This window comes from Pseudomonas sp. R11F (assembly GCF_050312575.1).
GTDB classification, from domain to species: domain Bacteria; phylum Pseudomonadota; class Gammaproteobacteria; order Pseudomonadales; family Pseudomonadaceae; genus Aquipseudomonas; species Aquipseudomonas palleroniana.
This window is the reverse complement of sequence record NZ_JBNPJU010000033.1, coordinates 1-17,452: the sequence shown is the minus strand read 5'-3', so window position 1 is coordinate 17,452 and position 17,452 is coordinate 1. Positions and strand designations below refer to the sequence as shown.

General features: G+C 58.4%; 9 protein-coding genes, 3 rRNA genes and 1 pseudogene. 6 read left to right on the top strand and 7 right to left on the bottom strand.

The window, feature by feature from the left end:
• Positions 1-137: 137 nt before the first annotated feature.
• The 4 genes from rrf (ACQRBV_RS08560) to ACQRBV_RS08545 all read left to right on the top strand — a co-directional run bounded on the left by rrf (ACQRBV_RS08560) (position 138) and on the right by ACQRBV_RS08545 (position 2,909).
• Positions 138-253: ribosomal RNA gene (gene rrf, locus ACQRBV_RS08560) — 5S ribosomal RNA — on the top strand.
• 108 nt (positions 254-361) lie between these two features.
• Positions 362-477: ribosomal RNA gene (gene rrf / locus ACQRBV_RS08555) — 5S ribosomal RNA — on the top strand.
• Positions 478-585: 108 nt separating this feature from the next.
• Positions 586-701: ribosomal RNA gene (gene rrf / locus ACQRBV_RS08550) — 5S ribosomal RNA — on the top strand.
• A gap of 327 nt (positions 702-1,028) precedes the next feature.
• Positions 1,029-2,909 carry a methyl-accepting chemotaxis protein gene (locus ACQRBV_RS08545; protein WP_060756948.1) on the top strand — a complete coding sequence of 627 codons (1,881 nt, stop codon included), beginning with the start codon at positions 1,029-1,031 and terminating at the stop codon, positions 2,907-2,909.
• Positions 2,910-2,947: 38 nt separating this feature from the next.
• Here the strand turns inward: ACQRBV_RS08545 and ACQRBV_RS08540 are convergent, their stop codons facing one another.
• The 5 genes from ACQRBV_RS08540 to ACQRBV_RS08520 form a co-directional block, all read right to left on the bottom strand.
• The gene (locus ACQRBV_RS08540; RefSeq protein ID WP_411985871.1) at positions 2,948-3,406 is read right to left on the bottom strand and encodes an SRPBCC family protein; all 459 of its coding nucleotides are present in this window, start codon (positions 3,404-3,406) and stop codon (positions 2,948-2,950) included.
• Positions 3,407-3,425: 19 nt separating this feature from the next.
• Positions 3,426-6,806 (bottom strand): amino acid adenylation domain-containing protein, encoded by a 3,381-nt coding sequence (locus ACQRBV_RS08535; RefSeq protein WP_411985870.1) that lies wholly within the window; start codon positions 6,804-6,806, stop codon positions 3,426-3,428.
• On the bottom strand, positions 6,803-7,750 hold the full coding sequence (locus ACQRBV_RS08530; protein WP_411985869.1) for a diiron oxygenase: 948 nt from the start codon (positions 7,748-7,750) through the stop codon (positions 6,803-6,805). Before ACQRBV_RS08530 ends, ACQRBV_RS08535 begins: the two co-directional genes overlap by 4 nt.
• On the bottom strand, positions 7,747-8,505 hold the full coding sequence (locus tag ACQRBV_RS08525) for a DUF3050 domain-containing protein (protein ID WP_411985868.1): 759 nt from the start codon (positions 8,503-8,505) through the stop codon (positions 7,747-7,749). The genes ACQRBV_RS08530 and ACQRBV_RS08525 overlap by 4 nt, the downstream gene beginning before the upstream one ends.
• Positions 8,506-8,876: 371 nt before the next feature.
• Positions 8,877-9,587, bottom strand: a complete 711-nt coding sequence (locus tag ACQRBV_RS08520) for a GntR family transcriptional regulator (RefSeq protein ID WP_060756943.1) — start codon at positions 9,585-9,587, stop codon at positions 8,877-8,879.
• A 250-nt stretch (positions 9,588-9,837) separates the two neighbouring features.
• On the opposite strand from ACQRBV_RS08520, the gene lapG reads away from it, so the two are divergent.
• Together lapG and lapD are read left to right on the top strand one after the other, a co-directional pair.
• Complete coding sequence (gene lapG, locus ACQRBV_RS08515; protein WP_104995131.1) at positions 9,838-10,530, top strand: cysteine protease LapG; 693 nt, start codon at positions 9,838-9,840, stop codon at positions 10,528-10,530.
• 13 nt (positions 10,531-10,543) lie between these two features.
• Positions 10,544-12,490: a cyclic di-GMP receptor LapD gene (gene lapD / locus ACQRBV_RS08510; protein WP_090367676.1), complete on the top strand. Its 1,947-nt coding sequence runs from the start codon at positions 10,544-10,546 to the stop codon at positions 12,488-12,490.
• A gap of 35 nt (positions 12,491-12,525) precedes the next feature.
• Here lapD and ACQRBV_RS08505 read toward each other — a convergent pair whose 3' ends face one another.
• Together ACQRBV_RS08505 and ACQRBV_RS08500 are read right to left on the bottom strand one after the other, a co-directional pair.
• A complete protein-coding gene (locus ACQRBV_RS08505; protein WP_060756940.1) occupies positions 12,526-12,864 on the bottom strand; it encodes a hypothetical protein in 339 nt (112 codons plus the stop codon).
• 139 nt (positions 12,865-13,003) lie between these two features.
• A pseudogene (locus tag ACQRBV_RS08500) lies at positions 13,004-17,452 on the bottom strand (LapA family giant adhesin); the annotation flags it as partial.

Here is a 17,452-nt window from a genome sequence, read left to right as displayed (position 1 = left end):
AATTTGAGTCGAAAGGCCAGATTGCGGTGTGTGAAGACGCTATGAACCGAAAGTTCGACGCTCACAAGACACCGACTCTATTACATACCCAATTTGCTGAAGCGAAGCCGACTGGCTACGACTCAGTACCCGAATTTCTTGACGACCATAGAGCATTGGAACCACCTGATCCCATCCCGAACTCAGCAGTGAAACGATGCATCGCCGATGGTAGTGTGGGGTTTCCCCATGTGAGAGTAGGTCATCGTCAAGATTAAATTCCGAAACCCCATTTGCGAAAGCAGATGGGGTTTTGTTTTATGTAGAAGCACATGAAATTCACCGGCACGTTGCGAATGCAACGGACTGGTATACAGAATTTCTTGACGACCATAGAGCATTGGAACCACCTGATCCCATCCCGAACTCAGCAGTGAAACGATGCATCGCCGATGGTAGTGTGGGGTTTCCCCATGTGAGAGTAGGTCATCGTCAAGATTAAATTCCGAAACCCCATTTGCGAAAGCAGATGGGGTTTTGTTTTATGTAGAAGCACATGAAATTCACCGGCACGTTGCGAATGCAACGGACTGGTATACAGAATTTCTTGACGACCATAGAGCATTGGAACCACCTGATCCCATCCCGAACTCAGCAGTGAAACGATGCATCGCCGATGGTAGTGTGGGGTTTCCCCATGTGAGAGTAGGTCATCGTCAAGATTAAATTCCGAAACCCCTGTCTGCCAATGCAGACAGGGGTTTTGTCGTTTAAGGGGGTATGCTGCCCCAGCATCAACCCAGCCCTGGGCCCCTACGCGCGTTGCCAGCACTTGCGCTGCGGCAATGGACGACAGAACTACCGCCTGTCTCTTTCCTACGCTTAAACAGGACGCCTCTCACAATATTTCTAAGATTTATCGATTCTTGGCCGAAAGCCTGATGAGCCATGCGTGCACTGAAATAGAGCGGCCTAAGAGTCCGCCTATCCCTTACATGGAATGTTCCACTCGGCACGCTCATCCCCCTTTGGCAAAAGAAGTCGATGAAATGAATCTTAAGTTCAGTCATAAAATTCTGTTGGCCGCGTCAGGCGTCGTGGTTTTGGCCTTCGCATTATTCACGCTCTACAACGACTACCTGCAGCGCAGTACCATCAAGCAAAATTTGGCATCGTCCATTCAGCAGTCCGGTGAACTCACCGCCAGCAGCGTGCAGAACTGGCTCAGTGGGCGCATTTTGGTGCTCGAAAACCTGACGCAAAACATTGCCCATCAAGGCAGCGGTGCCGACCTTCCTGGGTTGGTCGATCAGCCAGCGTTCACGTCGAATTTCCAGTTCACTTATGTGGGTCAAACCAACGGCGTGTTCACCCAGCGCCCCGACGCGAAGATGCCTGACGGCTATGACCCGCGTCAGCGCCCTTGGTACAAGCAAGCAGTAGTGGCCGACAAACCCATGCTTACTCCTCCTTATATGGCGGCTGTGGGTGGGCAGATCGTGACGATCGCCATGCCAGTGAAAAAGAACGGCGAGTTGCTCGGCGTTGTTGGCGGTGACTTGAGCCTGCAAACCCTGGTGAAGATCATCAACTCGGTCGACTTCGGCGGTATCGGTCATGCGTTCCTGGTGAGTGGCGACGGCCAGGTCATTGTCAGCCCTGACCAGGACCAGGTGATGAAAAACCTGAAGGATATCTATCCTGGCACCAACCTGCGTATCGAGAAAGCCAACCAGGACGTAGTCCTCAATGGTCAGGATCGCATCCTCTCGTTCACCCCCATCAGCGGTTTGCCAGGCGCAGACTGGTACATTGGTCTGTCGATCGACAAAGACAAAGCCTACGCGCCACTAGGCAAGTTCCGCACCTCGGCATTGATTGCGATGTTGGTCGCCGTGATAGCTATCGCAGTGCTTCTGAGTCTGTTGATTCAGGTATTGCTGCGTCCGTTGACGACCATGGGCGTTGCTATGCAAGACATTGCTCAGGGGGAAGGCGATTTGACCCGCCGCCTCGACGTGACCAGCAAAGACGAATTCGGTGAAGTGGGTAGCGCGTTCAACCAGTTCGTTGAGCGTATCCACGCTTCCATTTCCGAAGTGTCGTCGGCAACGCGTCAGGTGCATGATCTGTCCCAACGCGTGATGGCCTCATCCAACGCGTCGATCATCGGTTCCGATGAGCAGAGTGCACGTACCAATAGCGTGGCTGCGGCGATCAACGAACTGGGCGCCGCCACCCAGGAAATCGCACGTAACGCTGCTGATGCTTCGCAGCACGCCAGTGGCGCCAGCGAACAGGCTGACGATGGTCGCAAGGTCGTTGAGCAAACTATCCAGGCAATGTCGGAGTTGTCGCAGAAGATCAGTTTGTCCTGCACTCAGATCGAAACCCTGAACGCCAGCACCGACAACATCGGTCACATTCTTGATGTGATCAAAGGCATTTCCCAGCAAACCAACTTGTTGGCCCTTAACGCAGCGATCGAAGCCGCTCGTGCGGGTGAAGCCGGGCGTGGGTTTGCCGTGGTGGCGGATGAGGTGCGTAACCTGGCGCATCGTACGCAAGAGTCGGCGGAAGAGATCCACAAAATGATCACTTCCCTGCAAGTGGGCTCGCGTGAAGCCGTGACCACTATGAATGCCAGTCAGGCCTCCAGCGAGGAGAGCGTTGAAGTCGCCAATCAGGCGGGTGAACGGTTGGTCAGCGTGACCCAGCGGATCGTAGAAATCGACGGTATGAACCAATCGGTGGCTGCCGCCACCGAGGAGCAAACCGCTGTGGTTGAAACCCTCAATGTCGACATCAACCAGATCAATCTGCTTAACCAGCAGGGTGTGGCCAACCTCAACGAAACGCTGAGGGACTGCGATGCCCTGTCCCAACAGGCAAGCCGATTGAAGCAATTGGTCGATAGCTTCAAGATCTAACCGTGCTGCACCGGAGCGAGATCACTCGCTCCGAGTGCTCAGCTAAGCATTCGGCGCACATTACGCAGTGCGCTGTCCGCGAACGCCTGCACAAACGCTTCGAACTCTACTTGCGTTGAAGCCAATGGCTCACCCACAAGCGTCCAGGTGGCCCTGGAGCTGCTTGCGCTAAGTGCTTGCACACTCATCGCCGCCCAGAATTGGGTCAAGCCCAGGGTGTTGTAGAGGGTGGTCCACGTCATCGACATGGCGGCTTCGTCTCGACTGTTGAGTTGCTCCACGACGCAATGCCCATTGTCGAAAAATTTCGTGCGCAATGCACCCACGCCTGCGCCGGTCATCTCAATGCGTGACAGGCCTGGAACGAAGGCATCAAAGCCTGCGAAGTTGCCCACCAACGCCCACAGGCGAGCTGCCTCGCAAGGGACAACGATGGAGGCCAGGATCGGTGTGCCGTTAGGGTTACGGATTAACGTATCGGGTTGTAGCGGTTTCATGAAGGTGTCCTGAAGCAATTCAGAGAAAGCCGGTGGTCCTGAGGTAGTCGCAACCCTTACGTAGCAATGCCGGGTCTTTTGGCGGGTAATGTGTACCCATCTTCTCCACCCCCCAGCGTGCGTTGTCATAACAGATCATCGACGTGTCACCGATGTCCTCACCCAGCACGCCCAGATAGAAACCCAACACACCAAACAACGCATTATCACGGCTTACTGCGCGCAGTGACCGTTGCCACTGTTCAATGCTTACCCGTTGGAAAATGTGCCCAGCCTGGCTGAACGCATCGAGATACTGATCCCAGCTCAAGGGTTGTGGGTTGTGCAGGTTGAAAACATTTCGCCCAGCGCAAAAACATGAACCGTGGAACGCTATGAAGCGGGCCAGGAAATCTACGGGCATCAGATCGAAATTCACATCCAGCTGTGGCGCCAGCCCCAATTGCAGGGACCCCTTGAGCATCAACATCAATCGATTTTTCTGCGGCTGGCAAACGCCACTTTGACTGTTGAAACTGATGTTCCCCGGTCGCAGGATATTCACCCAGGCGCCTTGCGCGACGGCACGTCCCAGCAAGCGTTCAGCGACCCACTTGGACAGGTTGTAGCCATTTTTCATATAGAGCGGCAACGTACTCGCGGCACCGGTTTCTAGAACGTGCCTATGGGCGTCGATACTGCTGCAGGCGGACAGTGTCGAAATGAAATTGAATACCTTCTTGCAATAGGTTTCGCAAAGGCGCAGGCACTCAAAGATCGGCTCGACGTTGTCCTTGGCGAGTAAGGCGTAATCCATTACGTGATTGACCTGGGCGGCGTTGTGCACCAACACACCGTAACTGCGCGCGAGGTGCTCATACACGTCGCAGGCAAGGCCCAGGCGAGGCAAGCGCATGTCAGCGGGGTACACCCGCACGCGGCTCAGGTCCAGATGTTGTTCCAGGCGATAGGCTCGTAACGCCTCGCTGAACCGAGCCGCCGCGCAATCGCCAGGCAGCTCCCGGATCAGGCACGCCACTTCATGTGCTCCGCCATCCAGCAGCGCCTGGACAATATGGACCCCGACAAAGCTGTTAGCCCCTGTGACAATGACCTTGCGCGGGTCACCTGCACAGTCCCCATGCAGCATCTCGACCCCCAGCACCCTTGTCGCATCTTTCTCCATCAGGCTTGAGGGTGTCTGGGGCAGTGCGCAGCCCTCCATCAGCGCTGCAAGCGTACGGATCGTGGGTGTTTCAAAGAAACGGCTCAAGGAAGGGCTGCGGCCAAACCGTTCGCGCAGGCGCAACAAGAGGTTCGACAGCAGAATGGAGTGGCCACCCCGGTTGAAAAAGCTGTCGTCGATAGACAACTCGTGCACAGCCAACCCTAGTAACTCCGCCCACAGTTCCATCAACTGCGCTTGAAGAGGGGTTTGTGCCGTGTAATGAGTCACCTCACGAGCGGCAGGAGGCGACAGTGCTCGTAACGCCTGGCGATCAATCTTGCCATTGCTTGAGCGGGGCATGCTTGGCAACTCGCTCCAGCTCACGGGTTGCATGTATTCAGGCAACCACTGTCGCGCGTGTTCCTTGAGGCTTGCCAGTGTGGCGCCGGGCTCCGGCTGAGCGGCAAAACCGATGATCTTGTGCATTGGTGTGGTCACCACGGCCACCTGGCGGAACAGGCGACTGTTGCGCAGGCACTGCTCGATCTCCTGAGGTTCGACTCGAAAGCCACGGATCTTGATCTGGTCATCCCGGCGACCGCACAGCTCGATTCCGGTTTGCGTCCACTTGGCCAGATCGCCGCTGCGGTAAGTCGCCAGCAACTGTCCGTCCGGCAAGGTCAGCGTAACGAAAGGGCTGTCGGCCTGCGATGCTGCGTTCACGTAGCCCAGGCTCACGCCGGGACCGGCGATATACAGTTCGCCGACCACCTGATCCTCCACCGGACGCAGGTGCTCGTCGAGGATCAGCACTTGGCTGTTGGCAATGGGACGGCCGATGTTGCGATGGCTGTCACCCAGCTGGAATGTCCGGTGGGTCGCCAGTACCGTGGCTTCAGTGGGGCCGTAGAGGTTGTGCAACTGGCACTGGCCCGCCAGTCGCTCGATCACGTAAGGCTCGCAGAAGTCGCCACCGGTGAGCACATGGGTAAGGCCCAATGGTTGGTCCAGCGGTAGGATGCTGAGCAATGCTGGCGGTAGAAACCCATGGGTGACGCGCTGCTGACGAATCAACTCGACCAGTTGCAGAGGATCCAGCCGTTGTTCTGCGGCAGGCACAATCAACTCGGCGCCAGCCATCAGGGCCGGGAAGATGTCGATCAGCGACGAATCGAAACTCAACGGCGAAAACTGCAGCACACGACTCTGCTGATCCATCATCACGCAGGCACCGAGCCAGGCGGTGAAGTGCGCCAGGTTGTGTTGGCTGAGCAATACGCCCTTGGGTTGACCCGTGCTGCCCGAGGTAAACAACGCCATGCAAGGCGCGTCTACACAAGGCCGATAATGCATCAGCGGCTGCGTGCAATCGCTGTGGCGCGGGTCGATCCTGCTGACATCCAGTGTATCGAAATGCTCCCTTAGAGGGTGCCGGCCGTCTTCCAACAGCATGCAGGCTCCGATGCTTTCCAGCATGCTGTGTTGGCGCTGCACCGGGTGATCGGGTGACAGGGGTAAATACACTGCGCCGCACCCCAGCACCGCGAGAACGCTGGCGTAGAGTTCGACGGACTTTTCCAGGCACACGCCGATTACCTGGGGTGTCTCACGGCTTCCCAGCAGGGGTACCAATTGCTGCTGTATCGCCAAGGCGTATGCGTGAAGTTGGTGATAAGTCAGCACCTGCCCCGCGATATTCAGCGCAGGCCGATGGGCGTAGGCCTGAAGGCTCGCCTGCAACCGTTCGATCATGGGCACCTGGGCTGCCTGCAACAGTGCCGGTTGCGCGCTACGATTGAAGCGGTGCAAAAACGCCAATGCTTCCAGCCCTTGCAAACCTTGTTCGGGCCATTCGTTAACCGTGACCGGTGCGCAGAAATAATCGGGGTCTCTCGAGAAATCGCTGACCAGCACGGCGACCCATTCCACCAGTGCGTTCGTTGCCTCTTGGCGCAGCCTCTGGCCGTTACCGCTTGGCTGCGCGCAAACGTCATGCACGGCCAGCAGGCACCGCTCACGGTTGTAACAGCGAAACTGGAGTGCAGGCAGCCCCTGTGCACCGATCGGGCCGATGCCCACGCGCAGGCTCAGCCGGGGTGTGTCGGCAAATACACTCGGCAGCGGTTGGCTACCGTCCTCGATCACCAGATCGACCGCCTCCACCCCGGCTGCGTGCCCGTACTGTTCCATCATCTGCCTGATGGCCCCGAGGGCCTCGCTTGGGGAGCCCCATCCAATCGTCAAGCACCTCATGCCAACCTCCCCGGCTGGGCCAGGTAGTCATTTAAAGCCTGGGCGACACTGGGGGTTTGCAGCACACCGCTGTGATGTAGAAAACTCACGATGTTGCCCACCAGCGGATGCCGGCGAGTAATAGGAAAGTCCATCGCGCCGATCTCATGGCGCAGTGTCACGCGGATGTCGAGATCGATATCCAAATGCTCGATCAGGTGCAGATCGAAGTCCTTCTGCAGCTCATTGGTCAGGTAATGCGCCAGGAAAACCGGCAGGATTTCAGCAATGCTGTCACGGTCCTCCGGGCTTGCCCCCTGCCAGTAGAGACGTACCAACTGCGTCCAGAATTGCGCGTGGCGACCCTCGTCAGCCAAGTGATCAGCCATCAAGCCACGGATGGACCGCTTGACGCTGTCGTCCTTGGAGAACGCCGCTACGTCCTGCGTCACCGTATTTTCGGCAATGGCCACGGCAATCAACTCCACGGCATCGTGCAAGTGCGCCGGAGCGCCCGCCTGCGCTGCCGGCAGGGCGCGGCTCAGCTCGATTTGCCGGGGGAGTTCGAGAGGCTCAATACCCGTCATGTGCACGGCTTGCTGCAGGAAGTCCAGTGCGACCAGTGCGTGGTAATCCTCATCGATCACGACGGTCATCGCGTCGATGCGACAGGCCGCCGGGAAAGGCAGCGAGAAGCCGTTTTTGGCAATGCTGCGGGCGGTCTTGTCGACGATCTCGGTTTCGAAGATCACCACATTATTGACGAATTGGTAAAAGCTTTGCGCCAGTACGAAGTCGCGCCATTGCGGGCAATGGTCAAGAAAGGTCTCGCTGAGTACCAGCGGTTGGCGGCATAGGGGGTAGATTAATTTTTCGTCGTTCTCCAGCAGGCGTCGGGGGCGAGTGCGGATGGTTGCACGACGTTCCCAGTCTTCGGCAAACGAGCGGTAGCCAATGGTATTCATGGGTGCGCCTCTCGCATCGAGGCCTGCACGTCGTTCCAAAACAGGATGCGGCTTTCCATGGCGCTGATTGCAGTGCTGTCGGCCTGTTTCTGGCGCGTCGGGTCTGCGCCGATCAGGCGCTGGAGCAACTGATGGGCTGCCGGGCCATGCGCGTGGCTGTCCATCTCGATATGGCGGTTGAGGTAGTGATGGAAGGTAGGTGCCTCACGCTCAATGAATCCGTGGCTGCGCGAGATGCGTTCGAACATCGACGGAATGACGCTTTCGCGGCCGTGCAGGAAGGCTGCCGCCACACAATGGCTGGGTGCGTTCCAGGCGATCTGCAACGTGCAGTCAACGAAGCGAGCAACGCCAAGGGGCGCGCTGACGGCTTGCAAGGCTGCGTTTGCCTCCACTTCCTGAAGCTGCAGGTCAATGAAGCGTGTGATCGCAAGTGTGCTGGCGCCCACTTCTGCCATTGCATCCAGGTACAGCTCGAAGTGACTGCTGTAGCCGCGAGTTGGATGCTCGTCCGACTCCTCGGCCAACACGATTTCATTGATCAGGCGGGCCGCGTGTGGGTCGGAGGGTGGGAACCAGGGGATCCCGGTGCAGGTCAGGTCCTGCTGCAAGCGTTTGGTCAGTGTCATGAAGTCCCAAACGGCAAATACGTGGTGCTCCATAAAGACTTGTAACTTACGGAGTGAAGTTATTTCTATAAATAGCGGGTGGCTGCACAACTGCAGTCTTTTTTGTTCAAGTAGATGTTGGTGCATGGTTGACGCCTGTATTGCGAATGCTCTGAGCAGTGATAAGGATTTATTAATTATTAAATAGACGGGTGGCGCCAAGTCGGGGCCGCGGGCGCAGCTCCACCGTGATAACGGTGTGTGTTGCCAATTGAGAGGCTGGGGCTGTTGGGCGAAGATAATAAGCTGAATAAACGTTTGGGTGAGCTTATAAATGTATTAGATGTTTTTTCGAAAAATAACAGTGGGCGGAAATTGTATTTTTAAAAGTGGGAAGTTTCTTTGTTGTCGGTCGGTTTAATTGAGCGTGTTCAATTTTTTATAACTGATTAGCGCGGGACGCTTCCAGAGAAGTTGTCCCGCTTAATAAACAGTCAGGGAGGGGGAGCGGGAAGGGCTTACAGGGACCTTTTATTGTCGCTGGTGTCGAGACCATTGAGGTAATTGGCGATCACTTCCATCCCGCGCATCAGGTGATTGCGTAGCGTAAGGATGCTCTCGTCGATTTTTTTCTGTGCCACCAGGCTCAGCAGTTCCCGGTGATCTTCCTGGGACGTCGGGCCCAGGCCCATCGCCTCGAGGTTGAAGCGCAGGAACCGCTCCTCCTCGTTCAGCCCATGTTCGACCAACTTGAGTAACCGCTGGTTAGGTGCCTTGCCATACAAGGCCATGTGGAACAGGCGATTGAGGCGTCCGATCTCGGTGTAGTCTTTTTCACGCTCCAGAGCATTGATGCAAGATTCGGCCTCTTCAATGTCGGCGTCGGTGAGCAAGGGGATCGACAAGCGCAACGCTTCGGACTCCAGCAACATGCGCAAGCCATAGGTCTCAGCTGAGTTGTCCTCGATCAAGGGGGCTACCACGGCGCCTTTGTGGGTCACCACATGCAGCAAGGACTGTGCCTCCAGTTGGCGCAGGGCTTCTCGCACGGGCATGCGGCTGACACCGAACAGGCTGGCCAGTTCTTGCTGGCGCATAGCCGTGCCACAGGGCAGACGCCCATCGAGAATGGCGTTTCGTAATGTTTCTTCAATAACGGAGCGGGCAAGATGGGCGGGAATAGGCTCGCTGATTTTGATGCTGCTTAAAGGGTTCGGCTTCTGCGTCACGGTTACGCTATCCTCCTTTCTTGAATAGAGTCTGTTTAATTGGATCCAATGCACACTAAAGATGGGTTGCACGCTTGTCAAACAACCAAAGTTTCCGTTTGTAAGGGCTTACAGGAAGTACTTTGTGCATCCCACAAATTGCGGTTATAAATTTGGTCGGCTCATGAATGATTGCACTGTGCCATTGTTTTTTCCGGGTCAAAGCTTCACCATCCCTTGAAATTCCGTCTTTCTTCACGGACTGAACGCCTTGGCGGTAAGTTTTATTTCTTCTCGAATCCTCAGCTGGCTGTTTTCAGCGCTATTGTTGGCCGGCTTGATGCTCGGCGGGCTGCATGCCGATTGGGATTTCTCCCAGATCAGCCGCAAAGCCACCGCCTTGTACGGACCGTTGGGGAAGGGGCAGCAACGTATCGACGAGTGGCAGCGGCTGCTGGCGACGCAGAAACAAGTCAGTGAACAAGAGCAGCTCAAGGTCGTCAACCTGTTCTTCAACCAGCACATGACCTACACGGAAGACATCGATCTGTGGCATGTGGAAGACTATTGGGAGACGCCTGTCGAAGCCTTGTGGAAGGGTGCCGGTGATTGCGAAGACTACGCTATCGCCAAGTATTTCAGCCTGCGCCACCTGGGGGTTTCCAGCGACAAATTGCGCATTACTTACGTCAAGGCCTTGCGTCAGAATCGCGCTCACATGGTCCTGACCTACTATCCGACCCCCGACGCTATCCCGTTGGTGCTCGACAGCCTGATGGACGAGATCCTCCCGGCCACCCGCCGTACCGACCTGCTTCCGGTGTACTCATTCAACGCCGAGGGGCTGTACTTGCCGGGTGCCAAGGGCAACAAGAAAGTCGGCGATACCAAACGCTTGTCGCGCTGGCAGGATGTGTTGAGAAAAATGCGTGCGGAAGGCTTCCCAGCCGAGCCTGCCAACTAGGAGTAACTGATCGGTGTCTTTGTTCAAACAACTATTGATCGCAATCTGTCTGTTCCTCGTAGTCGCCTTCAGCGGCAGCTTCATGGTCAGCCTGGAGAGCTCGCGCACGCAATACGTCAACCAGTTGCGCTCCCACGCACAGGATGCGGCGACGGCATTGGCGCTGTCGCTGACGCCCAATATCGACGATCCGGCGATGGTGGAGCTGCTGGTCAGTTCGATCTTCGACAGCGGTTATTACGCGAGCATCCGGGTGGTGGACCTGGCAACCGACAAGACGATCGTCGAGCGTAGCGGCATTCCCGACAACAATGGCGTGCCCGACTGGTTCGTCAAGTTGATCGGCCTGGAACCGGCCGGGGGGGATGCGTTGGTCAATCGTGGTTGGGAGCAGGCGGCGCGGGTGGAGGTGATCAGCCACCCGATGTTCGCGCTGGCCAAACTCTGGCAGAGCGCCCTGGGCAGTCTCGGTTGGCTGCTGCTGTGCGGCGCGGTCAGTGCGGTGCTCGGCGCACTGTTGCTACGGCGACAATTGAAACCGTTGGACTACATGGTCAAGCAGTCCCATGCCATCGCCCGCCGCGAATTCCTCAGCCTGCCTGAGCTGCCCCGCACGCCGGAACTGCGGCGCGTGGTACAGGCCATGAACCAGATGGTGGAAAAGCTCAAGGCGCTGTTCCAGGAGCAGGCCGAACGCAGCGAAAAATTGCGCACCGAATCCTATCAGGACAACCTCACCGGCCTGGCCAATCGTCGCTACTTCGAGATGCAGCTCAACGCTCGTGTCAGCAACCCGGAAGACACCAGCACCGGCTATCTGCTGCTGTTGCGGGTCAAGGACCTGGCCGGTCTCAACCAGCGCCTGGGTGGCCAGCGCACTGACCAGTTGCTGCAAGCGGTCGGTCAGCAACTGCTGCGCCAGTGCGAGCCGTACCCGGAAACCCACAACCTCGTCACGCGTATTCGCGGTGGTGAGTTCGCCGTGCTGGCGCCCGGGCTGATGCGTGAAGAGGCGCTGCAGTTGGCGCAGAACCTCGAAAGCACCTTGCACAGCCTGCAGGCCACCGGCGCCAGCGATGTCACGCCGGTCGCTTACATGGGCCTGGCACCGTTCAACCATGGCGATGCCCCCCAGGCGCTGCTGACCTTGGCTGATCAGGCCCTGGCGCAGGCTGAGGGGCAGGGCGATAGCAGTTGGGTATGCCTTGACCATAGCGCCGCCGCCAGTGTTGGTGACGATCACCATGCCTGGCACAGGCTGTTGGACCAGGCACTGACGCAGCAGCGCTTCGAGTTGTATTTCCAGCCGGTGGTGGCCAGCCAGGACCCGCAATTGGTGCTGCACTATAAAGTCCTGTCACGCCTGCAGGATGAAGACGGCCATACGATACCCGCCGGGCGTTTCCTGCCGTGGCTTGAACGCTTCGGCTGGACGTCCCGCCTGGACCGCCTGATGCTCGAACAAGTGCTCAAACAGATGGCCGGCCACACCCATAGCCTGGCGCTGAACCTCTCGGCCGCGACCTTGCAGGACGCCCAGGCGCTGAATCGGATTGTTGAACTGCTACGCCAGCACAGCAACCTGGGCCCGCGCCTGACCCTGGAGATCGGCGAGGAACAACTGCCGGAGCAGGCCCTGCTCGAGCAATTGACCCATCGCCTGCGCGAGCTGGGCTTTTCCCTGAGCCTGCAGCGTTTTGGCGGGCGCTTCAGCATGATCGGCAACTTGGCGCGCCTGGGCCTGGCGTACCTGAAGATCGACGGCAGCTACATCCGTGCCATCGACCAGGAGAGCGACAAACGCCTGTTTATCGAGGCGATCCAGCGTGCGGCCCACAGCATCGACTTGCCGTTGATCGCCGAGCGCGTCGAGACCGAGGGCGAGTTGAAGGTGATTCGCGAGATGGGGATCTTCGGCGTGCAGGGGCAGTTATTTGGCGAGCCTGCGCCTTGGAAGTAATGCGGGTCTATTGCGTGGGCTGAGCACTCCAGCACTCAGATCAGCCCAGTCTCTTCATCATTGATCAAGTGGCTCAACCCACCCAATGATTCCCGCGCGTGGGTACGGTCGATCAGTTTTGCCTGGGCAGCGGGCGGCAGGTCCGTCACGCTGATAATGCCTTTGCTGGTCAGCACCTGGATCAAGTCGTCGAGCACCCGGATCATCTCCAGGTCACTCTGCTTGAGTTGCGCCAGGCTGGTTTCCACCACTTCGTTGGCGTACCAGGCCTGGATCTCATGGTGATCGGCCGGCAGGGTTTCGGTCGACTCGGCAAAGGCGGCGGCCTCCACGCGGCTTAGCGCGCCCTGGGCATCACGTTGCACATAAAACATAAGAACCCCTCGAAAATGAGCCACACGCCGTCGCCAGCATCGGTCAACAGTGTCTTGATAGGCACAAGTATGCGATGCAATCGCCCGGCAGGGCCAGCAACGAAATCGGCCGCCGGTGAGGGCGGCCGATATCCGAGGCTTAGGCGGTGTGGTCGATCTTGATGGTCGGGTCGGCACCACTGATCAGCGAGTTGATGCTGGTGTGGGACCAATCGTTGCCTTCCAGCTTGATCGTCACGTCGGCATTGGCCAGGCCACCGGCGGCGTTGAGCTTGCCTTCACTGCTCACTTGCAGGGTCGACACACCGTCCACCGTGGTGATCTTCAAGTAGTTGTCGATGGTGCTGTCCGTTTCACCCTTCAACAGGTCCCGCAGATCAATGCGGTCGCCTTCCGACGCCTTGAAGTCCTTGATCACATCGTTACCGACGTCACCGGCTTTCCACACGAAGGTGTCGGCACCCGAGCCACCGATCAGGATGTCGTTGCCCGGCCCGCCGATCAACGTGTCGTTACCGGTGCCGCCCAACAGGATGTCATTGCCTTTGCCGCCGTCCAGGTAGTCATTACCGCCCTGGCCGAACAGGATGTCATCGCCTGCGCCGCCCAGCAGCGTGTCGTTGCCGTCTTTGGCGCCGGATACATCGAAGTCGGCGTAGTGCTCGGTCACGTACTGGTGCACGTTCGAAGGGGTCACGTCCGTCACGGCTACGCCGGTTTTCTGCGCCACAAAGGCTTGCAGCGCGTTGTAGCCCTCACCGGTAACGCCGCTGAAACTCACCAGGTCGCCGAAGATAATATCGTTGCCGTCGCCGCCGTTCACGGTGTCGCTGCCAGGCAGCGTAGCCTCGGTGTGACCGAGGATGGCATTGGCCAGGTCCTTCGGATCGATGTTGCTTTGCGGCTTGCCATCGCTGTCGTACGGTTTGAGGTCATTGAGGCTGACATCGCCGTTGATACCGATCGCTTCCACCTGCGACAGCCCACCCAGCAGCGCAAACGCGCTCTTGGCGTTGCTCAACGTCGCCGAATCGGTGCTGTAGCCTGTACCGTTCAGGTTAGACAACTCGTAGGTGCCGTCACCTTGGGCGTGAAGGGTGCCCAGATTGTTAAGGACCCAGCGCGATCCATTCCAGGTTTGCAATTGCGCTGCGCCCGAGGTGTCGATGCTGAAGTAGTGGGTGTTATCCAAGTACTTGCTGAACGTTGTCCCCAGTGTGTAGTTGGACGTCGTCACCAGATCGTCGAGTTTGGTGTTGTAAATCGTCGGGTTGGTCTGCTCGCCGCTCTGGTAGTACGTCGGCTGGCCATCAGTGATGAAGTAGGTCAGGTTGGTGGCGCCGGTGTTGCTGGTCGCCAGGCCGCTCTGGAAGAAGTTCGCCGTGGTCTTGAACACGTCCTCATAGTTGGTACCGCCACCCGATGTCATCGAGTCCAGTACCCCCTTGAGCACGTTCAGCGCGTTCGGATCGTTGAGGTTGATCGCGACCGACTTGTTCACTTGGGTATCGAAGTCTGCCAGGAAGATATTCACCGTGCCCGAGGTGTTGGCGCCCAGGCTGTTTTTGAGCGAGTTGAACACCGAGGTCAGCGAGTCTTTCGCCGCGCTGATCGAAGCCGGGGTCATGCTGCCTGAACTGTCCACCATGAACGCGATGTTGTAGTTCTTGCCCTGCACCACGTTCAGGCCGCCGATGTCGGAAACCATAATGTCGTTGCCATCGGTGCCGGTGAGCGAGTCGCTGCCCGAGGTGCCGGTGGCGGCGCTATAGGTCGCCGGGTACACGGTGACCGGCAATTGCGCGGTAGTGGTTGCAGAACCGCCGAGGCTTTCGGTGGAGGTCGAGGTGACCGCCAGGTTGAACTGGCCGCTGTAGTAGGTCGGTGGCTTGATCGACAGGGAGCTCAGGTCCCAACCGGTCACGTTGACTTCGCCCACAGCCTTGGTCGCGGTGAAAGTATGCCCGGATGCATCGGTGAGCACGGAGCCGGCCGGTATGCCGCTGATCTTCACGCTGAGGGTTTCCGAGCCGTCGGTGTCGGTCAGTGCGGTGGTGACCTTGGACAGCTTGACGGTGCCGTTTTCCAGACCTTCGTTGAGCTTGTAGCCCACGTAGTAACCGTCGCCGTTGCTGCCATGCAGGTCGGAGACGGTCACGCCGGCGTTGGTCAGGTCGGTGATGCCGGTGTACAGCGGCACGCCGCTGGTGCTCAGGTCTTGAACCGGGCCGCCATTGACCGACAGGTTGACGTCGTAGCTGCCAGGGCCGGACTGGTTGGCGTGATAGATCTCGAGGCTGTAATAACCACTCACTGTCGGTGTGATCGAGCCGCTGAACTTGCCGCTGTTGTTGCCCCACTGAGCGCTGGCCACGTCTTTGCCGCCGACGTTGATCACCAGGCTGTCATCGCCGGTACCGCTGAAGGTGTAGGTCTTGCCGGCTTCCATGTACATCAGGCCGGAGATCTTCGAGCCGCTGCCTGCCGTGACATTGGTGGTGGATTCGACGTTGGTCACCAACCCGCTGCTGTTTGGCGTGCCGGCGTTATCAATGGCGTTTTTCAGGTCGGCCGGTGCTGCGCCGTTCCCGTTGGTGCCGAGACCCGAAACGCTGTTCCAGCTTTGCTTGAGCAAGCCGATCGAATTGACGTTGTTGTCGGCCACGTTCAGGGTCGGAGCATCGGCCACCGGGGTGATGTCGACTTTCACTGTGGCGCTGTTGCCCAGGTCCTTGCCGTCGGTAGGCTGGAACTTGAACTGCGCGTAATCCGCCTGCTTGTTACCAACGCCGGTGCCACCATAACCGTCGGCGCCGGACTCGTTGGCGTTCGGCATAAAGCGCAACTGGCCGCCGTCGATCTGGGCTTTGGTGAAGGTCTGGCCTGCGGTCACGCTGGTCCAGGTCGTGCCATCCGCCGCCAGGTATTGCAGCTTGCCGGCCACCGGCAGGTCGGTGATTTTCACGCCGAGGCTGCTTTGTGGCGAGTCCACATCGGTCACGCCGAAGTTGGCCCAGGTCAGCGCCAGCGGCGTGTCTTCGGTGCCGGTCACGGCACTGCCGGTTGCCACCGGTGGATCGTTGACCGCCACCACGTTGACGGTGGTGGTCGCCACGTTGGAGTAATTGCCGCCATCGGTCACGGTCACGGTAATGGTCCGTGGCGTGGTGCTCGGGTCGTGGCTGCTGTTGGTGAACGTAATGTTCTGGATACGCTGCATGTAGTCAGCCAGCGTGGCGCTGCCCGACAACGTCAGGGTGATGGTGCCCGTCTGGTTGTTGGTGCTGACGGTAATGCCATTCACGCTGTTGCCCAGGTTCAGTGCATCACCGGCCTGTGCGTTGGTCAGGGTGACGGTCGCGCCGGTCAGCAGGGTGCTGTCCGGGTCGGTGATCTTGATATCCGTGTCGGCAATCGACACACCCGGCCCGGCGGTGCCTTCGGTGAAGGTCGTCTTGTAGTCGGCACCGGTTGCGCCGCTGGAGTTGTTGGCATCCAGGTCGATGACCGGCGGCGCATCGTTATCGATGATGTTGGTGCTGACGCTGCCTTTGTCGACCACCAGGTTCTCGAAGTTGCCACCCGTGGTTTTGTCGATGGTGATGACGATCTGCTCGGTCGGCTCGGTGATCTTGTCATCGATGGTACGGATATCAAACGGCACGCTGCTGGAGCCGGCAGGGATCTTCACGGTGTACACGCCGTTGAAGTCCGAGCCGTCGGTGGCGGTGCCGCTGTATTTGAGCGTCACGGTCACATCGGTTTGCGCCGGGTTGCTCAGGGTCAGGGTGTAGTGCGCGGTTGCGCCTTCGGTCACCGATGTGTCGCCAGTGATGCTGATGGTGGTGTTGTTGACCACGTCGGTGACTTTGGTGACTACGGTGCTGCCGTCGACGATCAGGTGCTCGTACTTGTCACCGCCGCTGACCACGCCGGTGATCTTGTTGCTGACATCGTTGGCGCCCACGTACGCATCGTTAGGCGCGGTGGCGGTAGTGACGCCGCTGGACTTGCCGTTACCGATAGTGATGGTCGAACCGTTATCCAGCTTCACCACCAGGTCGGAACCGACGTTGTTGACTGCCACACCGTTCTTGTCGACCAGCGACGCGGTGTAGATGATCTGTCCGCCTTCGCTGGTAGACCCCGTGGCCTTGAGCGACACGGTCACATCATCGATCGTGTCGTTGATGGTAGTGGTTGCGCCGCCCGGTGTGATGCTCACACCTTCGAAGTTACCGCCAGTGGTGCCAGTGATCTTGACGGTCTGGGTGCTTTTGTCGATGAACACGTCATCGCTTGGCGCCGGGACGGTCACCGTACCGACAGTTGCACCTTGCTTGATGCTGATGCTCGAACCGTTATCGAGCTGGATCACCATGTCGCTGCCGGCCTTGTTGCTCAAGGTGGCGGTGTAGGTGATCTGGCCGCCTTCGTTGACTGCGCTTGGCGCGGTCAGCGTGACGGTGGTGAGATCGGTTGTACCGGGAGTGTCGGTAACGGTGGTATTTACCGGCGTAGTGCCCGGTACCAGGTTCTCGAAGTGCTCGCCGCCGGTGACGCCTTTGATGGCGGTGGTGACGGTCTG

Excerpts from the sequence above, each read along its gene's own strand:
- ACQRBV_RS08535 (WP_411985870.1), bottom strand. The coding sequence starts at position 6,806 with ATGAGGTGCTTGACGATTGGATGGGGCTCCCCAAGCGAGGCCCTCGGG.
- ACQRBV_RS08545 (WP_060756948.1), top strand. The coding sequence starts at position 1,029 with ATGAATCTTAAGTTCAGTCATAAAATTCTGTTGGCCGCGTCAGGCGTC.
- ACQRBV_RS08525 (WP_411985868.1), bottom strand. The coding sequence starts at position 8,505 with ATGCACCAACATCTACTTGAACAAAAAAGACTGCAGTTGTGCAGCCAC.
- ACQRBV_RS08530 (WP_411985869.1), bottom strand. The coding sequence starts at position 7,750 with ATGAATACCATTGGCTACCGCTCGTTTGCCGAAGACTGGGAACGTCGT.
- ACQRBV_RS08505 (WP_060756940.1), bottom strand. The coding sequence starts at position 12,864 with ATGTTTTATGTGCAACGTGATGCCCAGGGCGCGCTAAGCCGCGTGGAG.
- ACQRBV_RS08540 (WP_411985871.1), bottom strand. The coding sequence starts at position 3,406 with ATGAAACCGCTACAACCCGATACGTTAATCCGTAACCCTAACGGCACA.